The organism is Streptosporangium sp. NPDC051022, assembly GCF_040683035.1.
Classification (GTDB): domain Bacteria; phylum Actinomycetota; class Actinomycetes; order Streptosporangiales; family Streptosporangiaceae; genus Streptosporangium.
The window spans coordinates 154,835-174,311 of sequence record NZ_JBFBCF010000007.1 but is presented as its reverse complement, the minus strand read 5'-3'; the positions used below and the strand labels follow the sequence as shown (position 1 = coordinate 174,311).

Annotated in this window: 15 protein-coding genes; 8 read left to right on the top strand and 7 right to left on the bottom strand. The window is 71.0% G+C overall.

The genetic code is table 11. The features are described from left to right. Positions 1 to 223 precede the first annotated feature (223 nt). From AB0N02_RS15345 to AB0N02_RS15320, 6 genes are all read left to right on the top strand, one after another. On the top strand, positions 224 to 2,500 hold the full coding sequence (locus AB0N02_RS15345; RefSeq protein ID WP_363946182.1) for a tetratricopeptide repeat protein: 2,277 nt from the start codon (positions 224 to 226) through the stop codon (positions 2,498 to 2,500). Between the two features lie 133 nt (positions 2,501 to 2,633). Continuing rightward, positions 2,634 to 3,392, top strand: a complete 759-nt coding sequence (locus AB0N02_RS15340) for an SDR family oxidoreductase (protein ID WP_363946180.1) — start codon at positions 2,634 to 2,636, stop codon at positions 3,390 to 3,392. A 105-nt stretch (positions 3,393 to 3,497) separates the two neighbouring features. Continuing rightward, the gene (locus AB0N02_RS15335; protein WP_363946178.1) at positions 3,498 to 3,860 is read left to right on the top strand and encodes a phosphomannose isomerase type II C-terminal cupin domain; all 363 of its coding nucleotides are present in this window, start codon (positions 3,498 to 3,500) and stop codon (positions 3,858 to 3,860) included. Positions 3,861 to 4,041: 181 nt separating this feature from the next. Beyond that, a complete protein-coding gene (locus AB0N02_RS15330; RefSeq protein ID WP_363946176.1) occupies positions 4,042 to 4,875 on the top strand; it encodes a 3-hydroxyacyl-CoA dehydrogenase family protein in 834 nt (277 codons plus the stop codon). 51 nt (positions 4,876 to 4,926) lie between these two features. Then, a complete protein-coding gene (locus tag AB0N02_RS15325) occupies positions 4,927 to 5,598 on the top strand; it encodes an HNH endonuclease family protein (protein WP_363946174.1) in 672 nt (223 codons plus the stop codon). 191 nt (positions 5,599 to 5,789) lie between these two features. Beyond that, positions 5,790 to 6,716 (top strand): SPFH domain-containing protein, encoded by a 927-nt coding sequence (locus AB0N02_RS15320; protein WP_363946172.1) that lies wholly within the window; start codon positions 5,790 to 5,792, stop codon positions 6,714 to 6,716. Positions 6,717 to 6,830: 114 nt separating this feature from the next. On the opposite strand, the gene AB0N02_RS15315 is transcribed toward AB0N02_RS15320, so the two are convergent. From AB0N02_RS15315 to aceB, 5 genes are all read right to left on the bottom strand, one after another. Next, positions 6,831 to 7,652, bottom strand: coding sequence for an IclR family transcriptional regulator (locus AB0N02_RS15315; RefSeq protein WP_363946170.1), 822 nt, complete (start codon positions 7,650 to 7,652; stop codon positions 6,831 to 6,833). Between the two features lie 64 nt (positions 7,653 to 7,716). Further along, positions 7,717 to 8,955, bottom strand: a complete 1,239-nt coding sequence (locus AB0N02_RS15310) for a heterodisulfide reductase-related iron-sulfur binding cluster (RefSeq protein WP_363946168.1) — start codon at positions 8,953 to 8,955, stop codon at positions 7,717 to 7,719. 1 nt (position 8,956) lies between these two features. Then, positions 8,957 to 10,201, bottom strand: a complete 1,245-nt coding sequence (locus tag AB0N02_RS15305; protein ID WP_363946166.1) for an FAD-binding oxidoreductase — start codon at positions 10,199 to 10,201, stop codon at positions 8,957 to 8,959. Continuing rightward, complete coding sequence (locus AB0N02_RS15300) at positions 10,201 to 11,658, bottom strand: FAD-linked oxidase C-terminal domain-containing protein (protein ID WP_363946164.1); 1,458 nt, start codon at positions 11,656 to 11,658, stop codon at positions 10,201 to 10,203. Before AB0N02_RS15300 ends, AB0N02_RS15305 begins: the two co-directional genes overlap by 1 nt. Before the next feature lie 179 nt (positions 11,659 to 11,837). Further along, a complete protein-coding gene (gene aceB / locus AB0N02_RS15295; protein ID WP_363946162.1) occupies positions 11,838 to 13,424 on the bottom strand; it encodes a malate synthase A in 1,587 nt (528 codons plus the stop codon). 233 nt (positions 13,425 to 13,657) lie between these two features. Here aceB and AB0N02_RS15290 point away from each other — a divergent pair, with 233 nt between their 5' ends. Both AB0N02_RS15290 and hflX read left to right on the top strand, forming a co-directional pair. Next, on the top strand, positions 13,658 to 14,353 hold the full coding sequence (locus tag AB0N02_RS15290; protein WP_363946160.1) for a DUF4097 family beta strand repeat-containing protein: 696 nt from the start codon (positions 13,658 to 13,660) through the stop codon (positions 14,351 to 14,353). 242 nt (positions 14,354 to 14,595) lie between these two features. Continuing rightward, entirely contained in the window at positions 14,596 to 15,963 is a 1,368-nt protein-coding gene (gene hflX / locus AB0N02_RS15285; protein ID WP_363946385.1) for a GTPase HflX, read from the top strand. A gap of 178 nt (positions 15,964 to 16,141) precedes the next feature. On the opposite strand, the gene AB0N02_RS15280 is transcribed toward hflX, so the two are convergent. After that, positions 16,142 to 17,725, bottom strand: a complete 1,584-nt coding sequence (locus AB0N02_RS15280) for a fused response regulator/phosphatase (RefSeq protein ID WP_363946158.1) — start codon at positions 17,723 to 17,725, stop codon at positions 16,142 to 16,144. Beyond that, positions 17,722 to 19,467: an ATP-binding protein gene (locus AB0N02_RS15275; RefSeq protein WP_363946156.1), complete on the bottom strand. Its 1,746-nt coding sequence runs from the start codon at positions 19,465 to 19,467 to the stop codon at positions 17,722 to 17,724. Before AB0N02_RS15275 ends, AB0N02_RS15280 begins: the two co-directional genes overlap by 4 nt. Positions 19,468 to 19,477: the final 10 nt, after the last annotated feature.

Genomic DNA, 19,477 nt, shown 5'->3' with positions numbered 1-19,477 from the left:
GCGACCCCGGGCCCCGGACCGGCCTTTGGACCGGTCCTCGGGCAGGCCCGTGCACCGCGTTCCGGCGGTGTTCCGACGGTGTTCAGGCGGTGTCTCGGCAGCGTCTCAGCGGTGCCTTCACGGTCGGATGTGACGAACTTCGCTGAACTGCTCGAATCGCTCTGTCCAGCGGGATAGCCGAGTCGTTTGGGGCATGGTCGCCGACCTGGCAGACTGACGTCTCATGGACGTGGACATCTGGGCCTGGGTGGGCGACACCCAGCGGCAACTGCACGAAACCGGGAACACCGGCCTGGCCATGGCGATCGGCGACGTGCCCGCACAGGCGCTGGAGGGCCGATACTCGCAGCTCGACGTGCTCGCGCCGGCCATCGCGCAGCAGGCACAGAACCTGGAGCTGCCCTGGCTTGAGTTCTACGCCCGCTACTGGCATCTGATCGGCCGCATCGGCGACCGTTCCCAGGGCGCGGTCGCCATCGCCGACGCGGAGACGCTGGTCGAGTTCGCCGGGCGCGAGGACGTCCGTGACTGCCCCGGGGCCCCCGGCGCCGTCGCCGCGCTGGCCCTCGCCCAGGCGAACACCGACGGTCCCGGTTACGCGGCGGAGCGGCTCGCGGCCCTGAGCGCCGTCGAGGTCGAGGCCGGTTCGCTGGCCTTCGCCGGGCTGGCCGAGCAGTACGTCGCCGCGCTGGTCGACGCGGGCCGCGCCGAGGAGGCGGTCACCTACGCGGAGTCCGCCGTGACGAAGCTGGGCGCCGCCGACCGTGAGGCGAGCTGGGAGCTGGGCGCGGCCTCGGCCCGCGCGCTCCTGGCGGCGGGCCGGGCGGAGGACGCGCTCACCGCGCTTGACGCCGCGACCGAGTTCAAGCCGGACGACCCCGTCGCCAAGGCGCACCGCGAGGGCGTGCTGCGCGCGCTCGTGCTCGCGACCCTGGGCAGGGCGCAGGAGTCCGTCGACGCCCTGCCCGACCTCGACGTGGTCGGCGACCACCCGCGTGTCTGGGGCGAGTGGGGGCGGGCCGTCCGCGAGCTCGCCGCGTCGGGGCGGATCACCAACACCTGGCAGCTCGGCCGGGTGCTCAAGCAGTGGATCGACTACTTCGCCATGATGGGCGCCTACCGCGCCAGGGCCGAGCTGGCGCTCGTCGCCGGTGACCTGGCGGTCAGCAGGCAGGGGGTCTGGCAGGCCCGGCTGCTGGCGGACCTCGCCGAGTCCGCCGCGGGCGAGCTCAGGAACCCCGGTGACGTCGCCGAGCGGATCGCCGCGCTGCGCGCCGCCGCCGACGCGGTCGTCGAGCCGGAGGCCCCGGGGCCCGAGGCCGAGCTGGTCGGCTCCTTCGACGCCGCCGACGGCTTCAACGCCGACCCCGAGCGCTGGGTGGCCTGGCTGACCCCGCTGTCGGGGCAGGACCTGCCCGCGACCCGCAGGCACACCACCACGCTGGGTTTCCTCGGCTATCCGGCCAGGGGCGCCGACATCTACTGGACCATGCTGGTCGAGTCGGGCGCCATCGAGACCGCGGATCCGCAGGACGTCTCCTACCTCACCGGGCTGCTGATCGAGGCCCGTCAGGACGAGCGTCTCGAGCAGATGGCGCAGCGACTGCCCGACGCCCAGCGTCACCTGGCCCTCGGCCGCCTGCACCGCGCCAGGGAGCGCTGGGAGCAGGCCGCGGCCGAGGGGGAGGCGGCGGTCGCCGCCGGCGCCGGCATCGAGGCGAGCCGGCTGTGGTCGGCCGCCGTGCAGCAGAACGGCGACAACACCAAGGGCGCCGCGATCCTGCGCGATCTCCTCGACTCCGAGGAGATCGAGCACGAGGACATCTGGCGGATGATCACCATGGCCACGGCCGCCGAGGACTGGGAGACCGTCCGCGCGGGCACCACCAAGCTGGGCATGCCGCTGCAGTCCACCGAGGGGCCGATCGAGGAGGAGATGGGCCTGGTGCGCATCATCCTGCCCGCCCCCGACGGCAGCCAGCGTTCGGTCATCAGCCTGCGGACGGGCCCGGCCACGGCCCGCCTGGCCATTCCGCAGCCTCCTGGCATGGACTACAACGCCGGTGACCTGGTCGTCTTCGAGCCGCAGCTGCTGGAGCCGATCCCGGAGAGCGCCGAGGAGCAGGAGGGTTTCATCCCGCCGTTCGCCGCGGTCAGCATGCTCCGTCCCGGTGGCTACACCAGCTGGTTCTTCGACGGCGCGGCGCCCAGCGAGGCCGACTGGACCGAGTTCAACGAGGTCATGGCCGAGCGCGGCTGGCCGATGTGGGTCTACAGCGACGAGAACTACACCGTGACGCACCCGACCTCGGGCGAGAGGCTGCCCGGCGTGTTCGGCTGGATCGCGGTTCCGCCGGAGGTCGCCCCGGTCGAGGTGGACGCCCTGCTCGACGACGCGACCGAGCGCTGGGTCCACCCGCTGGCCTGGCTCGACCTGGCCAAGGCCATCGACGTCGAGGTCGAGCGGCACGAGCGCATCGTCAAGGAGTACGGCCTGTAGGAGGTTCGCGCGGCCCCCGCGGCGTTCCCGCGGGGGCCGTACGTGCTCTTTCCGGGGGTCGTGGGCCCGTCACGGTCACGGGATGCCCTTCGAACCGTGCTCCACTGCCCCTACCCGCCGAAGGAGGGGTCGGATGCTGGAGCGGTTCCGGCTGGACGGCAAGGTCGCGATCGTCACCGGGGCCTCGTCGGGGCTCGGCGTCGCGTTCGCGCGGGGCCTGGCCGAGGCCGGGGCGGACGTCGTGGTCGGCGCGCGCCGCGAGGAGCGCCTGGAGGAGACACGCGTCCTGGTCGAGGAGACCGGCAGGCGGTGCGTGGCGCTGGCGACCGACGTGACCAGTCCGGAGGACTGCCGGGCCCTGGTGGACGCGGCGGTCACGGAGTTCGGCGCGGTGGACGTCCTGGTCAACAACGCCGGCGTCGGTACGGCGGTGCCCGCGCTGAAGGAGACCCCCGAGCAGTTCCGCCGGGTCGTGGACGTCAACCTGTACGGCACCTACTGGATGGCGCAGGCCTGTGCCCGGGTCATGAGGCCGGGCTCGTCCATCGTCAACGTCGGCAGCGTGCTGGGGGAGACCACGGCGGGCCTGCCCCAGGCCGCCTACAGCGCGTCCAAGGCCGCCGTCGCGGGGCTCACCCGTGACCTGGCCCAGCAGTGGACGGGGCGGCGTGGCATCAGGGTCAACTGCGTCGAACCGGGCTTCTTCCTCTCGGAGATGACCGAGCAGTACGCCCCGGGATACCTGGCCGGACAGCTCGAACGCCGGGTGCTGATGGGGCGTCCCGGCGATCCCGCCGAACTCGTCGCGGCGGTGATCTTTCTCGCCTCCGACGCCGGGTCCTACGTGACCGGGGCGGTGATCCCGGTGGACGGTGGGATTCTCATCACGTGAGGTAATCGTCTCACCTGAGTTAAGCATTCAGTTTCGTGGAACATGCGCGTCCGTTACGCACGCGTGCGAGAGTTTCTGTTACTTAGGTGAGCGGATGGAGGCATCTTGCAGGAGATAGACCGGCTCGGCGCGGTTATCCGTGACGAGCGTCCCTGGGGCGGCTTCGAGCGTTACACGCTCAACGAGACGTCCACGGTGAAGATCATTGAGGTGGCACCCGGCCAGCGGCTCAGCCTGCAGCGGCACGAGCACCGCGACGAGCTCTGGGTCGCCCTCGACCCGGGCGCGGTGTTCGAGATCGACGGTGAGCGCATCGAGCCCGCGGTCGGCGACCGCGTGCTCATCCGGGCGGGGCAGACCCACCGCCTCAGCTCCGCGGGCAAGGCCACCCGGATCCTGGAGATCGCCTTCGGCCACTTCGACGAGGACGACATCGAGCGGCTCGAAGACTCCTACGGGCGGGCCTGAGCCCGTCCCCTGCGGAATGGGCGGCCGTCCCCCGCGGGCGGCCCCGAATATCCCCTATGGGCGGGTCTGAGCCGTCCATGCCCTCGGCGCCCGATAAGCGGGTGCCCGGCGATCCTTCCTGGAACTCCTCCGATACCGTGCCGAATGTCCGTTAAAGGCGATGTGAGGGAGACGGGACGGCGTGGGAGACGGGCTGAGGGTCGCGGTGATCGGCGGGGGCCGGATGGGGGCGGGGATCGCCCAGGTGTTCCTGGCGGCGGGGGCGCACGTCACGGTGGGGGAGGCCGACGAGACCGCGGCCGCCGCCGCAGGGGAGCGGATCGCCAAGGGCCTGCGGATCGCCGAGGCGAAGGGGGCCTCCGGGGCGGAGGAGGCGCTGGGGCGGCTGACGACCGGGCCGGTGCCGGGTGACGCCGATCTGGTCGTGGAGGCGGTGCCCGAGGATCCGGCGCTCAAGGTCCGGGTGCTCGCCGAGGCCGAGGCGGTCGTCGGACCGGGGACCGTGCTCGCCACCAACACCAGCTCGCTGTCCATCGCGGAGCTGGCCGCCGGACTCCGGCGGCCGGAGCGGTTCGTCGGGCTGCACTTCTTCAACCCGGTCCCGGTCCAGGAACTGGTGGAGATCGTCACCGGCCCCGAGACCTCGCGGGAGGCCCTGGACCTGGCCCGCGAGTGGGTGGCCCGAATCGGCAGAACCGGTGTGGTGATCAATGACTCGCCGGGCTTCGCGACCAGCCGTCTGGGGGTGCTGGTCGGTCTGGAGGCGATCCGGATGGTCGAGGAGGGCGTCGCCTCCCCGGAGGACATCGACCAGGCGATGGTGCTCGGCTACCGCTACCCGATGGGCCCGATCAGGCTGAGCGACCTGGTGGGCCTGGACGTGCGGCTGGCCATCGCCGAGTACCTGTGCGAGCGGCTCGGCCCGCGTTTCGAGCCGCCGGAGCTGCTGCGCCGCAAGGTGGCCGCCGGGGAGCTCGGCCGCAAGAGCGGGCGCGGCTTTTATGATTGGAGCTGATATGTGGGGTAATTTGCCACTTCATAGTTTGGTGATGTTGTAAGGGGTGGCATGGTGCGGTCGGCACTGGGACGGGCCGCGGTCGCCGCGGCGATCACGCTGACGCTGGCGGGGTGTGGTCTCGCGAACCAGCCGGGTGCCGGCTCACCGGCGGGCAAGAATCCGTCCACGGCGGAGGCGCTCAAGGGACTGCAGAAACTGCAGGTCAAGGGCCGTGCTCCGATGACGGGGTTCGATCGTGACGAGTTCGGCCCCGCGTGGTCCGATGTCGACCACAACGGCTGTGACACGCGCAACGACATCCTCAAGCGCGACATGAAGGACGAGACCTTCAAATCGGGCACCCACGACTGCATCGTGCTGACCGGCACCCTCGACGACCCCTACAGCGGCAAGACCATCAAGTTCGAGCGCGGCACGAAGACCAGCTCCGCGGTACAGATCGACCACGTGGTCGCCCTGGCCGACGCCTGGCAGAAGGGGGCGCAGCAGTGGTCGGCGGGCAAGCGCAAGGAACTCGCCAACGACCCGCTGAACCTGCTGGCCGTCGACGGCCCGTTGAACAGCCAGAAAGGCGCCGGTGACGCGGCGACCTGGTTGCCGCCGCGCCGCGCGTACTGGTGCCCCTACGTCTCGCGTCAGATCGAGGTGAAGGTCAAGTACGACCTGTGGGTCACCTCCGCGGAGAAGGACGCGATGCAGAACGCCCTCAAGTCCTGCTGACGGCCGTCCACGCCGGCGCCCCCGGGCCGGCCGCGACCGGCGGCCGGCGTTCCCGGCGGCGGCCACTCGCGGCCGTCCGGTTCCACGGTGGCCCGGTTCGCCGCCGTGCTCATCCCACCCCAACCGTGACGCGGCGGTAATAGGATCCGCCTTCGACGAAGCGGCGTAAAGCGGGCGTAAAGGATGAAGCGATGAACGCGAAGAGGCCAGAGGTCAGGCGGAGACTGCTGCGGGTGTATCTGCTGGCGGTGCCCGTGCTGGTGGTGCTCGGCCTGGTCCTCGGTGGATGCTCGCGGGTGAGCACCCAGCCGGACGAGGTGGTCCTGCACTACGCGGGCGGTCTCTTCGAGGCCATCAAGTTCGAGAAGTGCATCAACCCCTCGAGCGGGGCCACGTTGCTCGGCCCCGGCGACACCTCCTACTCCTACCCGTTCGGCCAGCGGACCTTCGACTTCTCCGAGGCGAAGGACGCCGAGTCCAAGCCGCTGTCCGTCGTCTCCAAGGACAACGTGGAGATGACCGTGTCCGGGGTGGCGACGTTCACGCTGAACACCGACTGCAAGACGCTGCAGCGCTTCCACGAGAAGATCGGGCTGAAGTTCCGCGCCTACTACGAGGACGGCCAGTCCGAGGGGTGGAGGCGGATGCTCAACATCTACATGCGGGTGCCGCTGGACCGGGCGATGGACGCCGCGTCGCAGGAGTTCGAGTGGCGGGGCCTGTTCAACGATCCCAAGGTCAAGCAGGCGTGGGAGGCCAGGGTCGGTGAGCTGGCCCGGCAGTTCATCGAGGAGACGGGCGGGGCCGACTACTTCTGCAACCAGAACTACACCGGCAGCGGCGAGTGCGGGGACATCGCCCTGACCATCCAGAAGCCCGAGCCGCCCGAGGCGCTGGTGAACGCCCTCGCCGCGGAGCAGGCGGCCAAGGCCGAGAACGTCGCCCAGGCCCAGCGCAACGCCAAGGTCCGCACGGAACTGGAGTCCATCAAGGACCTCGTCAGGGTTCTGGGCCCGCAGGGCGCCGTGCTCTGGCAGGCCATCCAGCAGGGCCAGGTCTCGGTGGTGCCGGTCCCGCAGGGCAGCAACCTCAACATCACCCCGCCGAGCCGCCAGTAGGACCTGGTCATGGGGCGCTCGTCCGCCGTCGAGGCCGGAGGGGGAGCGGAGCAAGGGGGCGGGGTGTGGTGTCGTGTGCGCGTTCCCGGCGGGGGAGGGCGGGGAGCGAGCGGGTCACAGGCCCAGTTCGGAGCCGAAGTCGCGGGCGATCCTCCGCATGCCGTCCGCGAGTTCCTCCCGGTCGAGCGCCTCGATCCGCTCGGCTGGACCGGAGATCGACATCGCGGCGATCGTCCGCCTGCCGTCACGCACCCCCACGGCCATGCAGTGCACCCCGATCTCCTCCTCGCCCAGGTCCATGGCGTACCCCTGCTCCCGCACCCGTTTCAGCTCGGCCAGCATGCCGGGCAGGTCGTTGATCGTGTTGGCGGTCCGGCCGGGCATGCCGGTCCGCTCGACCAGCGACGCCACCTCGTCGTCCGTCCGGTCGGCCATGAGGATCTTGCCCACCGCCGTGCTGTGCGGTAGCACCCTCCTGCCGACCTCGGCGAACATCCGCAGCCGCCGGGGTGACGGCACCTGGGCGACGTAGACGACGAAGTCGCCCTCCAGCACCGCCAGGTTGGCCGTCTCGCCGGACAGTTCGACCATCCTCGCCAGGTACGGCTGCGCCCACGTGGCCACCATGCGCTCGGCCACCCCGCCCAGCCGTACCAGCGCGCCGCCCAGCGCGTAACGACGGTCGGACTCCTGACGCACGTACCCCCGGGCCAGCAGCGTGCGCAGCAGCCGGTGGATGGTCCCGTACGGCAGGCCGGTCCCGGCCGCGATCTCCGACAGCCCGGCCTCGCCGCCCCGCTCGGCCAGCGCCTCCAGCACGTCCAGCGCCCGGTCGACCGACTGCACCGTACCGCCCGCGCCGGCGCCGCCCGTGCCGTTGCCGCCCGGTTCCTCCGTGCTCACGCCACCCGTGCTCACGCCATCGGTGCCGCCCATGTTTCCACCACCCGTTTCGCCCGTTGCCGTACCGTCCCCGCCACCCGTGCCCGCGCCGCCCGTCTCACGGCACCCTCGCCAGGCCGCGCAGTGAGGCGTCCAGCACCTGGGCGATGTGCGCCACGGGAATCGGCTCCGCCCCCCGGCGGCGGATGGCCGAGGTGATCTGCATGGCGCAGCCGGGGTTGGCCGACACCAGCAGATCGGCGCCGGTGGCCAGCACCCGCTCCGCCTTGCGCTCTCCGAGGTCGCGGGCGGCCTCGGGCTGGAGAAGATTGTAGGTGCCCGCCGAACCACAGCAGATGGACGATTCGGCGATCTCCCTCAGTTCGAGGCCGGGGATGCCGGCCAGCAGCCGGCGGGGCTCCGACCTGATCCCCTGGGCGTGGGCCAGATGGCAGGCGTCATGGTAGGCCACCGTGAGCGGCAGCGGATGCCGTTCGGCCACCGGCCCGAGCTCGGCGAGATACTCCGACAGATCGACGGTCCTGATGGCCCGCGCCCGCCGCGCCCATTCGCCGTCGAGAAGATCGGCGTACTCCTTCATGGTCGATCCGCAGCCCGCGGCGTTTACCACGATCGTGTCCACGCCCGCCCGTTCGAAGACGGCGACCGTCCGCCTGGCGAACCGTCCGGCCTGTTCCCCCCGCCCCGAGTGCAGCGACAGCGCCCCGCAGCAGCCCTGCGACGGCGGGATCACCACGTCGCAGCCCTCCATCGCCAGCACCCGGGCCGTGGCGGTGTTGACCTGAGGGAAGAACTCACCCTGTACGCACCCGGTGAGCATCCCGACCGTGGCCCTGCGCCTGCCCCGCGCCGTCACCCTGCGCGGCAGGCGCACCCGGGCGGGGACCGGCGGAGCGAGGTCGGCCATCGCGGCCAGGGACGGGTTGACCCGCTCCAGTCTCGGCGCGATCCGGCGGCGCAGCCCGGCGCTGAGCCGCAGCGGCAGCCGCATCGCCCGGAGCCGGCGGGGGTAGGGGAACAGCTGGAAGATCAGGGCCCGCAGCGCCCGCTCGTCCGGCCGCCTGACGTGCGTCCGCTCGACCTCGGCCCGTGTCTGCTCGATGAGCCTGTCGTACCTCACCCCGGAGGGGCAGGCCGTCACACACGCCATGCACCCCAGGCAGGCGTCGAAGTGCCCGGCCATCTCCGGCGTCAGCGGCGTGCCCTCGACGTGCTGTTTCATCAGGTGTATCCGGCCGCGCGGGGAGTCCATCTCCTCGCCCCACAGCACGTAGGTCGGACAGGTAGGCAGGCAGAACCCGCAGTGCACGCAGTCGCCGATCAGCTCGGGATCCATCTCAGATTCCTCCAACGAACCGGCCGGGGGACATCCTCCGGTCCGGGTCGAACCGTTCCTTGACCCGCCGCATCAGCGGCAGCGCGCCCACCGGGCCCCAGCGGTCCACCCCGCGCGCCGTCTCGTACGGCGCGGCGAGCACGGTCAGCCCGCCGCCGATGCGGCCCAGCTCGTCCCGCACGGACGACACGAAGCCCGCGAACGCCGCCTGGCCGGTGTCCGGGGGCAGGGCGGCCCAGAGAACTCCCGACGCCGCCGATCCGCGTACCCGCGCGGGCGCCCCGCCGTTCGCGACCGCCCGCAGCGCGCCGCCCACGCCCGAGGGCGGGACCCGCAACTCCAGCAGCACGTCCTCGCCGGGCAGGGTGTTCCACCAGCCGGGGGCGTCGCCGGAGATCCGCGCGGCTCCGTGCGCGCGGGCCAGGTCCAGTACGGCCCGCGCCCGCTCCCCGGCGGCCGTCCCCTCCACGAGTACGGCCACGGTCGGGCCGCCCCGCGCCCGGTCCACCTCGACGGCGCTCGGCTCGGCCTGGGAGGCCGCCAGTTCGGCGACGAGTGTCTCCAGGGCGGACGACGCGGACGGCTCGACGACGATCCAGCGGCGCTCGGGCGGGATCGGGTGCAGGCGGAAGACCGCCTCGGTGATGATCCCGAGCGTGCCGTAGGAGCCGCAGAGGAGTTTGCCCAGGTCGTAGCCCGCGACGTTCTTGACGACCTGGCCGCCCGATCTGGCGATCGTGCCGTCCGCCAGCACGACGGTGACGCCGATCAGCAGGTCGCGGGCGGTGCCGTACCTGAACCTGCGGGGGCCGGCGATCGCGGTGGCGAGCGTGCCGCCGACGGTGCCCGCGGGGAGCGGGCTGTCCAGGGCGAGCTCCTGCCGGCCGTGGAGCGAGGAGCCGCGGAACGCGGAGCCGTGGAACGAGGCCAGGGAGCCGATGGGGAGTCCGGCGCCGACCCGGGCCACTAGGTCGCCCCGCGAGTGCTCGACGGTGCTCCCGCCGTCGAGGGTGAGGCGGCGGGTGTCGACCAGCAGGTCGCACCGCTCGGGCGGGTTCCCCCAGCCCAGCTTCGTACCGCCTCCGGCGGGCACCACGGCGAGGTCGTGCTCGGCCGAGACCCGCATCAGCGCGGCGACCTCCCCGGTGCTCTCGGGCAGCGCGACCCACCGGGGCGCCACCCCGGCCACGGTGTCGCCGGGCCCGGCCCGCCGGATCGTCACTCCCGTCTCGCGCAGGGCGTCCATCAGAACTGCTCCGCCTGTCCCGACTCGACCAGCGGGTGCACGCCCTTGCGGACCCCCGGGACCTCTCCGCACAGGCGCGGGGTGGGGAAGACCTTGCCCGGGTTCGCCAGGCCGCGCGGGTCGAAGGCGCAACGCACGAGTTGCATGGTGTCGAGGTCGTCTTTGGAGAACATTTTGGTCATATACCGCGACTTGTCGACGCCGATGCCGTGTTCGCCGGTGATGGAGCCGCCGTGCTCGATGCAGAGGTCGAGAATCCTGCCGGAGACCAGCTCGGCCCGCTCGCCCGCGCCCGGCTCCCCGTCGTCGAACAGCACCAGCGGGTGCAGGTTGCCGTCCCCGGCGTGGAAGACGTTGGCCACCCGGATGCCGTGCTCCCGCGACAGCCGGTCGATGCCCGCCAGCACCTCGGGCAGCGCGGTCCTGGGCACGACCCCGTCCTGCACGATGTAGGCGGGGCTGATCCGGCCGACCGCGGCGAAGGCCGACTTGCGGCCCTTCCAGATCGCCGCTCGCTCCGCCGGGTCCGCGGCGGTCCGCAGCTCGAACGCGCCGCTCTCCCGGCAGATCCGCGACACCTCGCCGAACTGGTGCGCGACCTCCGCCTCCGGGCCGTCGAGCTCCACGATGAGCACCGCCCCGGCGCCCTCTGGATAGGCGCAGGCCACCGCGGCCTCGGCCGCCTCGATCGCCAGGGCGTCCATCATCTCGATCGCCGCGGGCAGGATGCCGCTCCCGATGACGGCCGAAACCGCCTGGCCGCCCCGCTCGGTGCCGTCGAAGGCCGCGAGCAGGGTCGTCACGGACTGCGGGGTCCGCGTCAGCCGTACGGTGACCTTGGTGGCGATGCCGAGCGTGCCCTCCGAGCCGACGAAGGCGCCCAGCAGGTCGTAGCCGGGATCGGTGTCCGACAGCTCCACGATGTCGCCGTCCGGGGTGACGATCTCCAGCGCGAGCACGTGATTGACCGTGAAACCGTACTTCAGGCAGTGCGCGCCGCCGGAGTTCTCCGCGACGTTGCCGCCGATGGAGCAGACCTGCTGGCTGGAGGGGTCGGGCGCGTAGTAGTAGCCCTGGTCGCGGACCGCCTCGGTGATGGCCAGGTTGGTGACCCCCGGCTCGACCACGGCCCGCCGGTTCGCCAGGTCGACCGAGAGGATCCGCCGCATCCTCGAGGTGACGATCAGCACCCCGTCGGTCCTCGGCAGCGCTCCGCCGGACAGTCCCGTTCCCGCGCCCCTGGCCACGAACGGCACGCCGTGCTCGGCGCAGACCCGCACCACGGCCGCGACCTGCTCGGCGGTCTCCGGCAGCACGACGACCCCGGGGGTGGCGCGGTGGTGGGTCAGTCCGTCGCACTCGTAGGTGCGCAGCCGTACCGGATCGGTGATCACCGATCCGGGGCCGAGGAACTCCCGGAACCGCCGGACCGGTTCGTCGAGCGTGTTCTCCGGCATCGCTCCTCCTCCTGTGAGCCTTCCCGGTGCCTTTTCCCAATGCCCGGTTCCTACGGGCCGACGCCCGTTCTCTCCGGCCGATGTCCGGTTCCTCCGGCCGTCGCCGCCGCCTCGTCCGGGAGCCCGCCCGTCCGGGGGCCCGAAGGTCCCCGGACGGGCGCCGTTTCACGGCACGCCGGTCAGGGCATGCGGGCGTAGGCGGGCAACGTGAGGAACTCCGCGAAGTCGTCGTCGAGGGCGACCTCCTTGAACAGGGCGGTGGCCTGGGCGTAGCGGTCCTCGTCGAAGCCCGGCTCGGCCTTGATCTTGGCGAGCTCCTCGTCGATGATCCGCTCGACGAGCTCCTTGGTGACCACGGCGCCGGTGTCGGACAGCTCGATGTCGTTGTGGATCCACTGCCAGATCTGGGAGCGGGAGATCTCCGCGGTCGCGGCGTCCTCCATCAGGTTGTGGATCGCCACCGCGCCCAGCCCGCCCATCCAGGCCGCGAGGTAGCGCAGGGCCACGTCCACGTTGTTGCGCAGGCCCGCCTCGGTGATGGAGCCCGGGGTCTTGGAGACCGACAGCAGGTCGGCCGCGGAGACGGAGACGTCCTCGCGCAGGCGGTCGAGCTGGTTCGGCCGGTCGCCGAGGACGCCGTCGAAGACCTCGCGGCAGACCGGGACCAGGTCGGGATGGGCCACCCACGAGCCGTCGAACCCGTCTCCCGACTCGCGGGTCTTGTCGGCGGTGACCTTCTCCAGGGCGACCTTGTTGACCTCGGGGTCGCGGCGGGAGGGGATGAACGCGGCCATGCCGCCGATGGCGTGGGCTCCCCGCTTGTGGCAGGTGCGGACCAGGAGCTCGGTGTAGGCCCGCATGAAGGGCGCGGTCATGGTCACCACGTTGCGCTCGGGAAGCAGGAACTCCCTGCCCCGGGTACGGAACTTCTTGATCACGCTGAACAGGTAGTCCCAGCGGCCCGCGTTGAGGCCCGCCGAGTGCTCGCGCAGCTCGTAGAGGATCTCCTCCATCTCGAACGCCGCCGGGTAGGTCTCGATCAGCACGGTCGCGCGGATCGTGCCCTGCGGGATGCCGAGCAGTTCCTGGGCCCTGACGAAGACGTCGTTCCAGAGGCGGGCCTCCAGGTGCGACTCCAGCTTCGGCAGGTAGAAGTAGGGTCCCTTGCCCTTGGCGAGCTGCCGCCGCGCCGAGTGGAAGAAGTAGAGGCCGAAGTCGACGATCGAGCCGGAGAACGGGACGCCGTCGAGGGTGAGGTGCTTCTCGTCCAGGTGCCAGCCGCGCGGCCGGACCACGACGGTGGCGAGCTCCTCGTCGGGCTTGAGCGCGTAGCTCTTGTCCCCGGCGGAGAAGTCGATCGTCCGATCCAGCGCGTCGCGCAGGTTGAGCTGGCCGTTGACGGTGTTCTCCCAGGTGGGAGCGTTGGCGTCCTCGAAGTCCGCCAGCCAGACCTTGGCCCCCGAGTTCAGCGCGTTGATCGTCATCTTCCGGTCGACGGGACCGGTGATCTCCACGCGGCGGTCCTCCAGACCGGGCGCGGGCGGGGCGACCCGCCACTCGGACTCGCGGATGTGCGCGGTCTCGGGCAGGAAGTCGAGGGTGCCGCCCGCCGACAGCTCCGCCTGGCGGTCCTGGCGTGCCTGGAGCAGTTCGAGACGCCGGGGACCGAACTCACGCTGGAGCGTGGCCGTGAAGGCCAGCGCCTCCGGCGTGAGGATCTCGTCGAACCGATCCAGTGAGGGGCCGCTGATCTCAAGGCCGTCCATGAGCTTCCTTTCCACATCATGGAAAACTTCTTCTGAATTATGGAATTTACGCTACTTCAAGGTCACTTGCCGGTCAAAAACAGGGGTCCCCTAAGGGGTCTGGTCGGGGGCTTCCCCGATGGATGGGGACGCCACGCTCGGCGACAGTTGAGATGGCTCCGCCGCAGCGGGAGCCGGAGGACCGTTCGCGGGAGGGAAGCGAGAGGGCTTCCTGGAAATCGAGGATTGGGCTCATGAAGAAGAACGTGATCGTCGCGGGGGCGCTCCTGGGCTCTGTCCTCGTGCTGTCCGGTTGCCGGGTCGACGTGGGTCTGGGAAACCAGAAACAGACCGTCACCTCCTACAACGTCAAAGAAGGGGTGAAGGCGCTGGAGGCCTACACGGAGTCCGGGGACATCGTGATCAACGAGTCCGACCGGTCGGGCATCCGGGTGACCGAGACGCTCCACTGGAGCGGCAACAGCGACGACAAGCCCAAGACCGAGCACCCCGTCGACGGCGACACGCTCACGCTGCGTCACGAGTGCTCCAGCTCGAACTGCGCGGTCGACTACAAGGTCGAGATCCCCAGGGGGCTGAAGGCCACGCTGGAGTCCAGCGCGGGCAACATCACGCTGCGCACGCTGACCGGTGAGGTGAACGCCACCGCCACCTCCGGCGACATCGAGGCGAGTTCCCTGGGGGCCAAGCGGCTGGTCGCGACCACCGGATCCGGCGACGTCGAGCTGAGGTTCGCCGTCGTGCCCGAGCACGTCGAGATCGAGACCGGTTCGGGCGACGCCACCCTGCGGCTGCCCAAGGCGAGTTACAACGTGACGGCCGAGACCGGTTCGGGCGACAGGACCGTCAAGGTCCCCAACGACCCGGCCTCCTCCAACAGCATCCTGATGCGGACCGGTGCGGGCAACGCCAACGTCCTGCCCGCCTGACGACGTACGGCGAAGCCCGCGGTCATCCGGCGCGGCCAGGCCGCCGTCTCCGACGAACGGGCCGATAACCGGGTGAAGCTCCGACGTTCACGTGGCACCATCATGGGGAAGAGACCTGGGGTGTTCAGGCGTTCTCGTAAGAGATGACGCACATGAACCACGCACCTGAATGGAGCAACGACATAGACACTCGTGAGCCGCTGGAGATCGACCGTTTCGACGACCTGCCCGAGATCGGTGAGATGGAGCTGGCCGAGCGCCAGGCGCTGCGCCGGGTCGTGGGGCTCTCAACGGAGCTCGAGGACGTCACCGAGGTCGAATACCGCCAGCTGCGGCTTGAGCGGGTCGTCCTGGTCGGCGTCTGGACCTCGGGTACGGTGATCGACGCGGAGAACTCGCTCCTCGAACTGAAGCTGCTGGCCGAGACCGCGGGATCGGAAGTCCTCGAAGGGGTGATCCAGCGCCGTCAGAAGCCCGACACGGCGACCTACATCGGTTCGGGCAAGGCGCAGGAGCTCGCCGACATCGTCTCCGCCACCGGCGCCGACACCGTGGTGTGCGACGGTGAGCTGAGCCCCGGTCAGCTGCGCCAGCTCGAGGAGGTCGTCAAGGTCAAGGTCATCGACCGGACCATGCTGATCCTCGACATCTTCGCCCAGCACGCCAAGAGCCGCGAGGGCAAGGCGCAGGTCGAGCTCGCCCAGCTCAACTACCTGCTGCCGCGCCTGCGAGGCTGGGGTGGCAACCTGTCCCGTCAGGTCGGCGGTCGCGCCGCGGGCGGCGTCGGCATCGGCGGCCGAGGCCCCGGTGAGACCAAGATCGAGCTGGACCGCAGGCGGATCCGTGAGCGGATGGCCAAGCTGCGCCGCCAGATCGCGGAGATGACGACCGCGCGGGAGACCAAGCGGGCGCGGCGCCTGCAGCGCGAGGTGCCCGCGGTGGCCATCGCCGGATACACCAACGCGGGCAAGTCCTCGCTGCTGAACCGGCTCACCGGCGCGGGCGTGCTGGTCGAGGACGCCCTGTTCGCCACGCTGGACCCGACCGTCCGCAGGGCGCACACGCCGGAGGGCAGGCTGTTCACACTGGCCGACACCGTCGGCTTCGTCCGGCACCTGCCGCACCAGCTCGTCGAGGCGTTCCGCTCCACGCTGGAGGAGGTCGGCGACGCCGACCTGATCCTGCACGTGGTCGACGGTTCGCACCCCGACCCGGAGTCCCAGCTCGCCGCCGTGCGAGAGGTGATCGGCGACATCGAGGGCGCCCGGGACATCCCGGAGATCGTCGTCATCAACAAGGCCGACGTCGCCGACCCGGTGGTGCTGGCCCAGCTGATCGCCAGGGAGAAGCACACCGTCGTGGTCTCGGCCCGCACCGGCGCCGGGATCCGCGAGTTGATGGCGCTGATCGAGCGGGAGCTGCCCCGCTTCGACCAGGAGGTCAGGCTGCTGGTGCCGTACCAGCGCGGTGACCTGATCTCCAGGGCCCACAAGGAGGGCGAGGTCCTCGGCCTCGAGCACACCGGAGACGGCACGATCCTGCACGCCAGGGTTCTGCCCGGCCTCTTCGCCGAGCTGGAGAGGACCGCCAAGCCGGTCGAGACCGTCTGACCCCTCGGAGTTCGCCGGCGGCACCCCGTTCACGCCCCCGTCCACCGCGCCCCAGGCGCGGCGGACGGGCACGGCGAGGGCGGGGTACCGCCGTTTCCGCAGGAGGTGGCGTCGTCTCCGGAGGCGGCCGGCGTTCGCGGAGACCGGGCACCGGCGAACGAGACGGCCGGACCGAGGGTCAGCGGGCCGTCCTGCGGCGGAAGACCACGAGCGCCACGTCGTCCTCGCGGGCGCCGAACTGCTTGATCAACCGGTCGGAGAAGAGCTCCAGATCCTCCTCGACCGTGTTCGCCAGGTGCCGTACGATCTCCAGGCTCTCGTCGAGCAGCTTGTCGCGGTCCTCGATGAGCCCGTCGGTGAACATCAGCACGGCCCCCTCCTCGGGGACGGTCAGCCGGTCCACCCGGTAGGTCTCCTCGGCCACCCCCAGCAGCAGATTGCCCAGGCGGTCGTAGCGGGCCTCGCCGTCGCCGATGAGCAGCAGCGGGATGTGACCCGCGTTGGCGACCTCCATCTCCCCGGTGGCCGGGTCGATGAGCGTCAGGCACACGGTGGCGGTCATGCCGGGGTGGTAGCGCCGCAGCACGTCGTTGAGCAGGGCCATGGACGCGCCCAGATTCACCGTGCCGATGAGGGAGGCGCGCAGCGCGTGGCGGAGCTCCGCCATGACCGTCGCGGCCAGCAGGGAGTGGCCCTGGACGTCCCCGATGGCGACGAGCACCCGCTCACCCACCCGCAGCACCTCGTAGAAGTCGCCGCCGACCTCGATGTTGTCGACCGAAGGCTGGTACCGCCAGCTGATCTCCAGTCCCGGGGTGTCCGGGATCCGCGCGGGCAGCAGGCTGCGCTGCAGGGTGAGGGCGATCGCGTGCTCCTCGGCGTAGGCGCGCAGCGCGTCCAGGGCCAGCGCCAGGGCCTGGCCGAGCTGGCGAAGGACGTTGGACTCGTCCGCGTCGAGCGGTGGCACCGCCTCGACCCCGAGATAGACGGGCGGCCTGCCGACCTTGGTACGGCAGAGCACGGCCCAGACGTCGCCGCTGGCGATCGTGTCGGGCAGCAGTTTCAGCCAGTCGCCGGCGGGAACCATGAAGATCTTGGTCCCGGCCGCGTTGCCCAGCGACATCGCGCTCAGCGTGCGCAGCGTGTCCGGCGCGGCGGTCTTGGGACTGGCGACGTTCTCCGGAGGCATGGCGGTGTATCGGCGCGTCCGGCCGTCCGGCGGGAGCGCCAGCGAGCCCGCGTGCCTGCCGAGGACCCGGGAGGTGCCCTCGACGGCCGTGATGAGGAGCTCGTCGAAGGTGCCGGCGGAGTTCATCGCAAGGGTGACCTCGGTGAGGGCGGCCAGCCGTTCGGCCATCCGCTCCGCCCGCTGCCGCGCGCGGTAGTAGCGCAGCGTGGCCTCGACCGTCGCGGCGAACTCGTCCGGCTCGACGGGCTCCGCCAGGTAGGCGTCGGCCCCGCGTTCCAGCCCGTGGGCCCGGTCGGCGGGAGTGATCGCGGCTCCGGAGATCTGGACGACCGGAATCGAGGCGGTCGCCGGATCGGCCTTGATCTGCTCGCAGACCTCGTAGCCGCTGATGTCGGGCAGCCGCACGTCGAGGACGACCAGGTCCGGCCGCAGATCCCTGACCTTGGCGAGCGCCTCGAGGCCACCGGTCGCCTGTGTCACCTGATGCCCCGCGCGCCGCAGCCAGCTGGACAGGATGTAGAGCTTGGTCGGAGTGTCGTCCACGACCAGCACGGTCGCCGGTCTCTCGCTCATCGCCCACCGTCCTCCGGGCCGTCCTGCCCCAGGGCGGCCCGTATCGCCCGCAGCAGGCCGTCCCTTCGCAACCCCTGCTTGGGGACGACCGTGCGCGCCTCCTGGGGGTACTGGTGGGAGCCCGCGACGGTGACCACGATCACGGGTACCTCGCGCAGCCGTTCGTCGGCGGCCATCCGCTGCAGCAGGGCGGCTCCGTCGAGCCGGGGCATCAGCAGGTCGACGAGCGCGAGATCCGGCGGGTTCTGCGCCATCGCCTCCAGCGCGGCCAGGCCGTCCGACGCCTCGTCGATGTGGACGGCGACTCCGGAGAGCATCCGCTGCACGGTCGCACGGAACTCCCCGTCGTCGTCGGCGACGAGCACCCGGTCGATCACCGGCATCCTGCCGTTCCGGTTCGGCAGCCTGACGGTGGCCGTGGTCCCCTCGCCGGGCGCGCCGGTCAGCCTGATCGTGCCGCCCATCGCCTCGACCAGCCTGCGGGCGTACGGCAGGCCGAGCCCCGTGCCCTTGGCCCGCACCTGCAACGGCCCCGGAACCTGGTAGAACTCCTCGAAGACGCGTTCCTGATGCTCCTCGGGAACGCCGATCCCGGTGTCCGACACCCGGAAGACGACCTCGTGGGTGGCGGCGTCGAGGCTCACGTCGAGACCGACCTCGCCCTCCTCGGTGAACTTCAACGCGTTGGCCAGCAGGTTGCGCAGCACGCGGGTGAGCATCACCTCGTCCGCGAGCATTTCCACCACGTCGTCCGCGATCCGTACCGTGAGGGAGACCCGGCTCCCGGTGGTGGGGTGCAGCGTCATGCGCAGCCGTTCGGCCAGGGCGACCAGATCCACCGGGGCCGGCTGCGGGTCCAGCCGGCCCGCCTGGGCCTTGGCCATGTCGAGCAGCTCGCTCACCAGGTTGAGGAGCGTCTCCGCGGAGGAGCCGATGAGCTGGATCTGGTGGAGCTGCTCGTCGGCCAGCGGTTCCCCGCCCGGGCCGACCAGGAGACGGACCAGGCCGATGATCGAGTTGAGCGGGGTGCGCAGCTCGTGACTGACCGTGGCCCAGAAGCGATCCTTGGCGGCACTGGCCTCCCTGAGCTGCGCGGACTTCTCATCCAGCTCCGCGTACAGGGCCACGACGCCGCGGTTGGTCTCCTCCAGTTCCTCCGACAGCTGGTTGTACAGGGCGAGCACGCCCTGGTTGGTCTCCTGCAGCTCGGCGTTGAGCTGCATGACCTCCTCCAGGGTCGCGGCGAGCTCGCGGTTCTGCTGGCGCAGTTCGTCGAGGGCGGTCGCCGGGGTCAGTTCCGCCAGCTTGGCACGTATTTCCGCCACCGAGGGTCTCGGGCGGCCCGCAGGGAGCCGTTTGAGCATGCTTATCGTCCCCCTGGTGGGATCCAGCTCGATCGTGTCGACGAGACGCCCCGCGAGCGTCACGCCGTCAGCCGATCGGAGAGCCGACTGGAAACCGGCCTTCGCCGGGAGGTCGAGGGTGACGAGCAGACGGTCGTGTCCCAGCAGGAAGACGGCCGACGCCTCCGTACTCGCGCCGAGCACCTCACGTCCGATCTCGCTCAGCGCGGTGGCCATGCGGATCTGGTCCTGGGCCTCCAGGCCGACCGCCTCGGCCACCTCGCGGCCTAGCTTGCGCATGGCGAACACATCCCGCTCGTCCCGGACGTGCATCCGGATCAACTCGTCGCCGTTCACGTTCCCGGCCTCGCGGTGCGTGTTCCCGGACTCGGCTCTCATATGCCCGGTT

Excerpts from the sequence above, each read along its gene's own strand:
- AB0N02_RS15345 (WP_363946182.1), top strand. The coding sequence starts at position 224 with ATGGACGTGGACATCTGGGCCTGGGTGGGCGACACCCAGCGGCAACTG.
- AB0N02_RS15340 (WP_363946180.1), top strand. The coding sequence starts at position 2,634 with ATGCTGGAGCGGTTCCGGCTGGACGGCAAGGTCGCGATCGTCACCGGG.
- AB0N02_RS15325 (WP_363946174.1), top strand. The coding sequence starts at position 4,927 with ATGGTGCGGTCGGCACTGGGACGGGCCGCGGTCGCCGCGGCGATCACG.
- AB0N02_RS15320 (WP_363946172.1), top strand. The coding sequence starts at position 5,790 with ATGAACGCGAAGAGGCCAGAGGTCAGGCGGAGACTGCTGCGGGTGTAT.
- AB0N02_RS15315 (WP_363946170.1), bottom strand. The coding sequence starts at position 7,652 with ATGGGCGGCACCGATGGCGTGAGCACGGGTGGCGTGAGCACGGAGGAA.
- AB0N02_RS15310 (WP_363946168.1), bottom strand. The coding sequence starts at position 8,955 with ATGGATCCCGAGCTGATCGGCGACTGCGTGCACTGCGGGTTCTGCCTG.
- AB0N02_RS15305 (WP_363946166.1), bottom strand. The coding sequence starts at position 10,201 with ATGGACGCCCTGCGCGAGACGGGAGTGACGATCCGGCGGGCCGGGCCC.
- AB0N02_RS15300 (WP_363946164.1), bottom strand. The coding sequence starts at position 11,658 with ATGCCGGAGAACACGCTCGACGAACCGGTCCGGCGGTTCCGGGAGTTC.
- aceB (WP_363946162.1), bottom strand. The coding sequence starts at position 13,424 with ATGGACGGCCTTGAGATCAGCGGCCCCTCACTGGATCGGTTCGACGAG.
- AB0N02_RS15290 (WP_363946160.1), top strand. The coding sequence starts at position 13,658 with ATGAAGAAGAACGTGATCGTCGCGGGGGCGCTCCTGGGCTCTGTCCTC.
- hflX (WP_363946385.1), top strand. The coding sequence starts at position 14,596 with ATGGAGCTGGCCGAGCGCCAGGCGCTGCGCCGGGTCGTGGGGCTCTCA.
- AB0N02_RS15280 (WP_363946158.1), bottom strand. The coding sequence starts at position 17,725 with ATGAGCGAGAGACCGGCGACCGTGCTGGTCGTGGACGACACTCCGACC.
- AB0N02_RS15275 (WP_363946156.1), bottom strand. The coding sequence starts at position 19,467 with ATGAGAGCCGAGTCCGGGAACACGCACCGCGAGGCCGGGAACGTGAAC.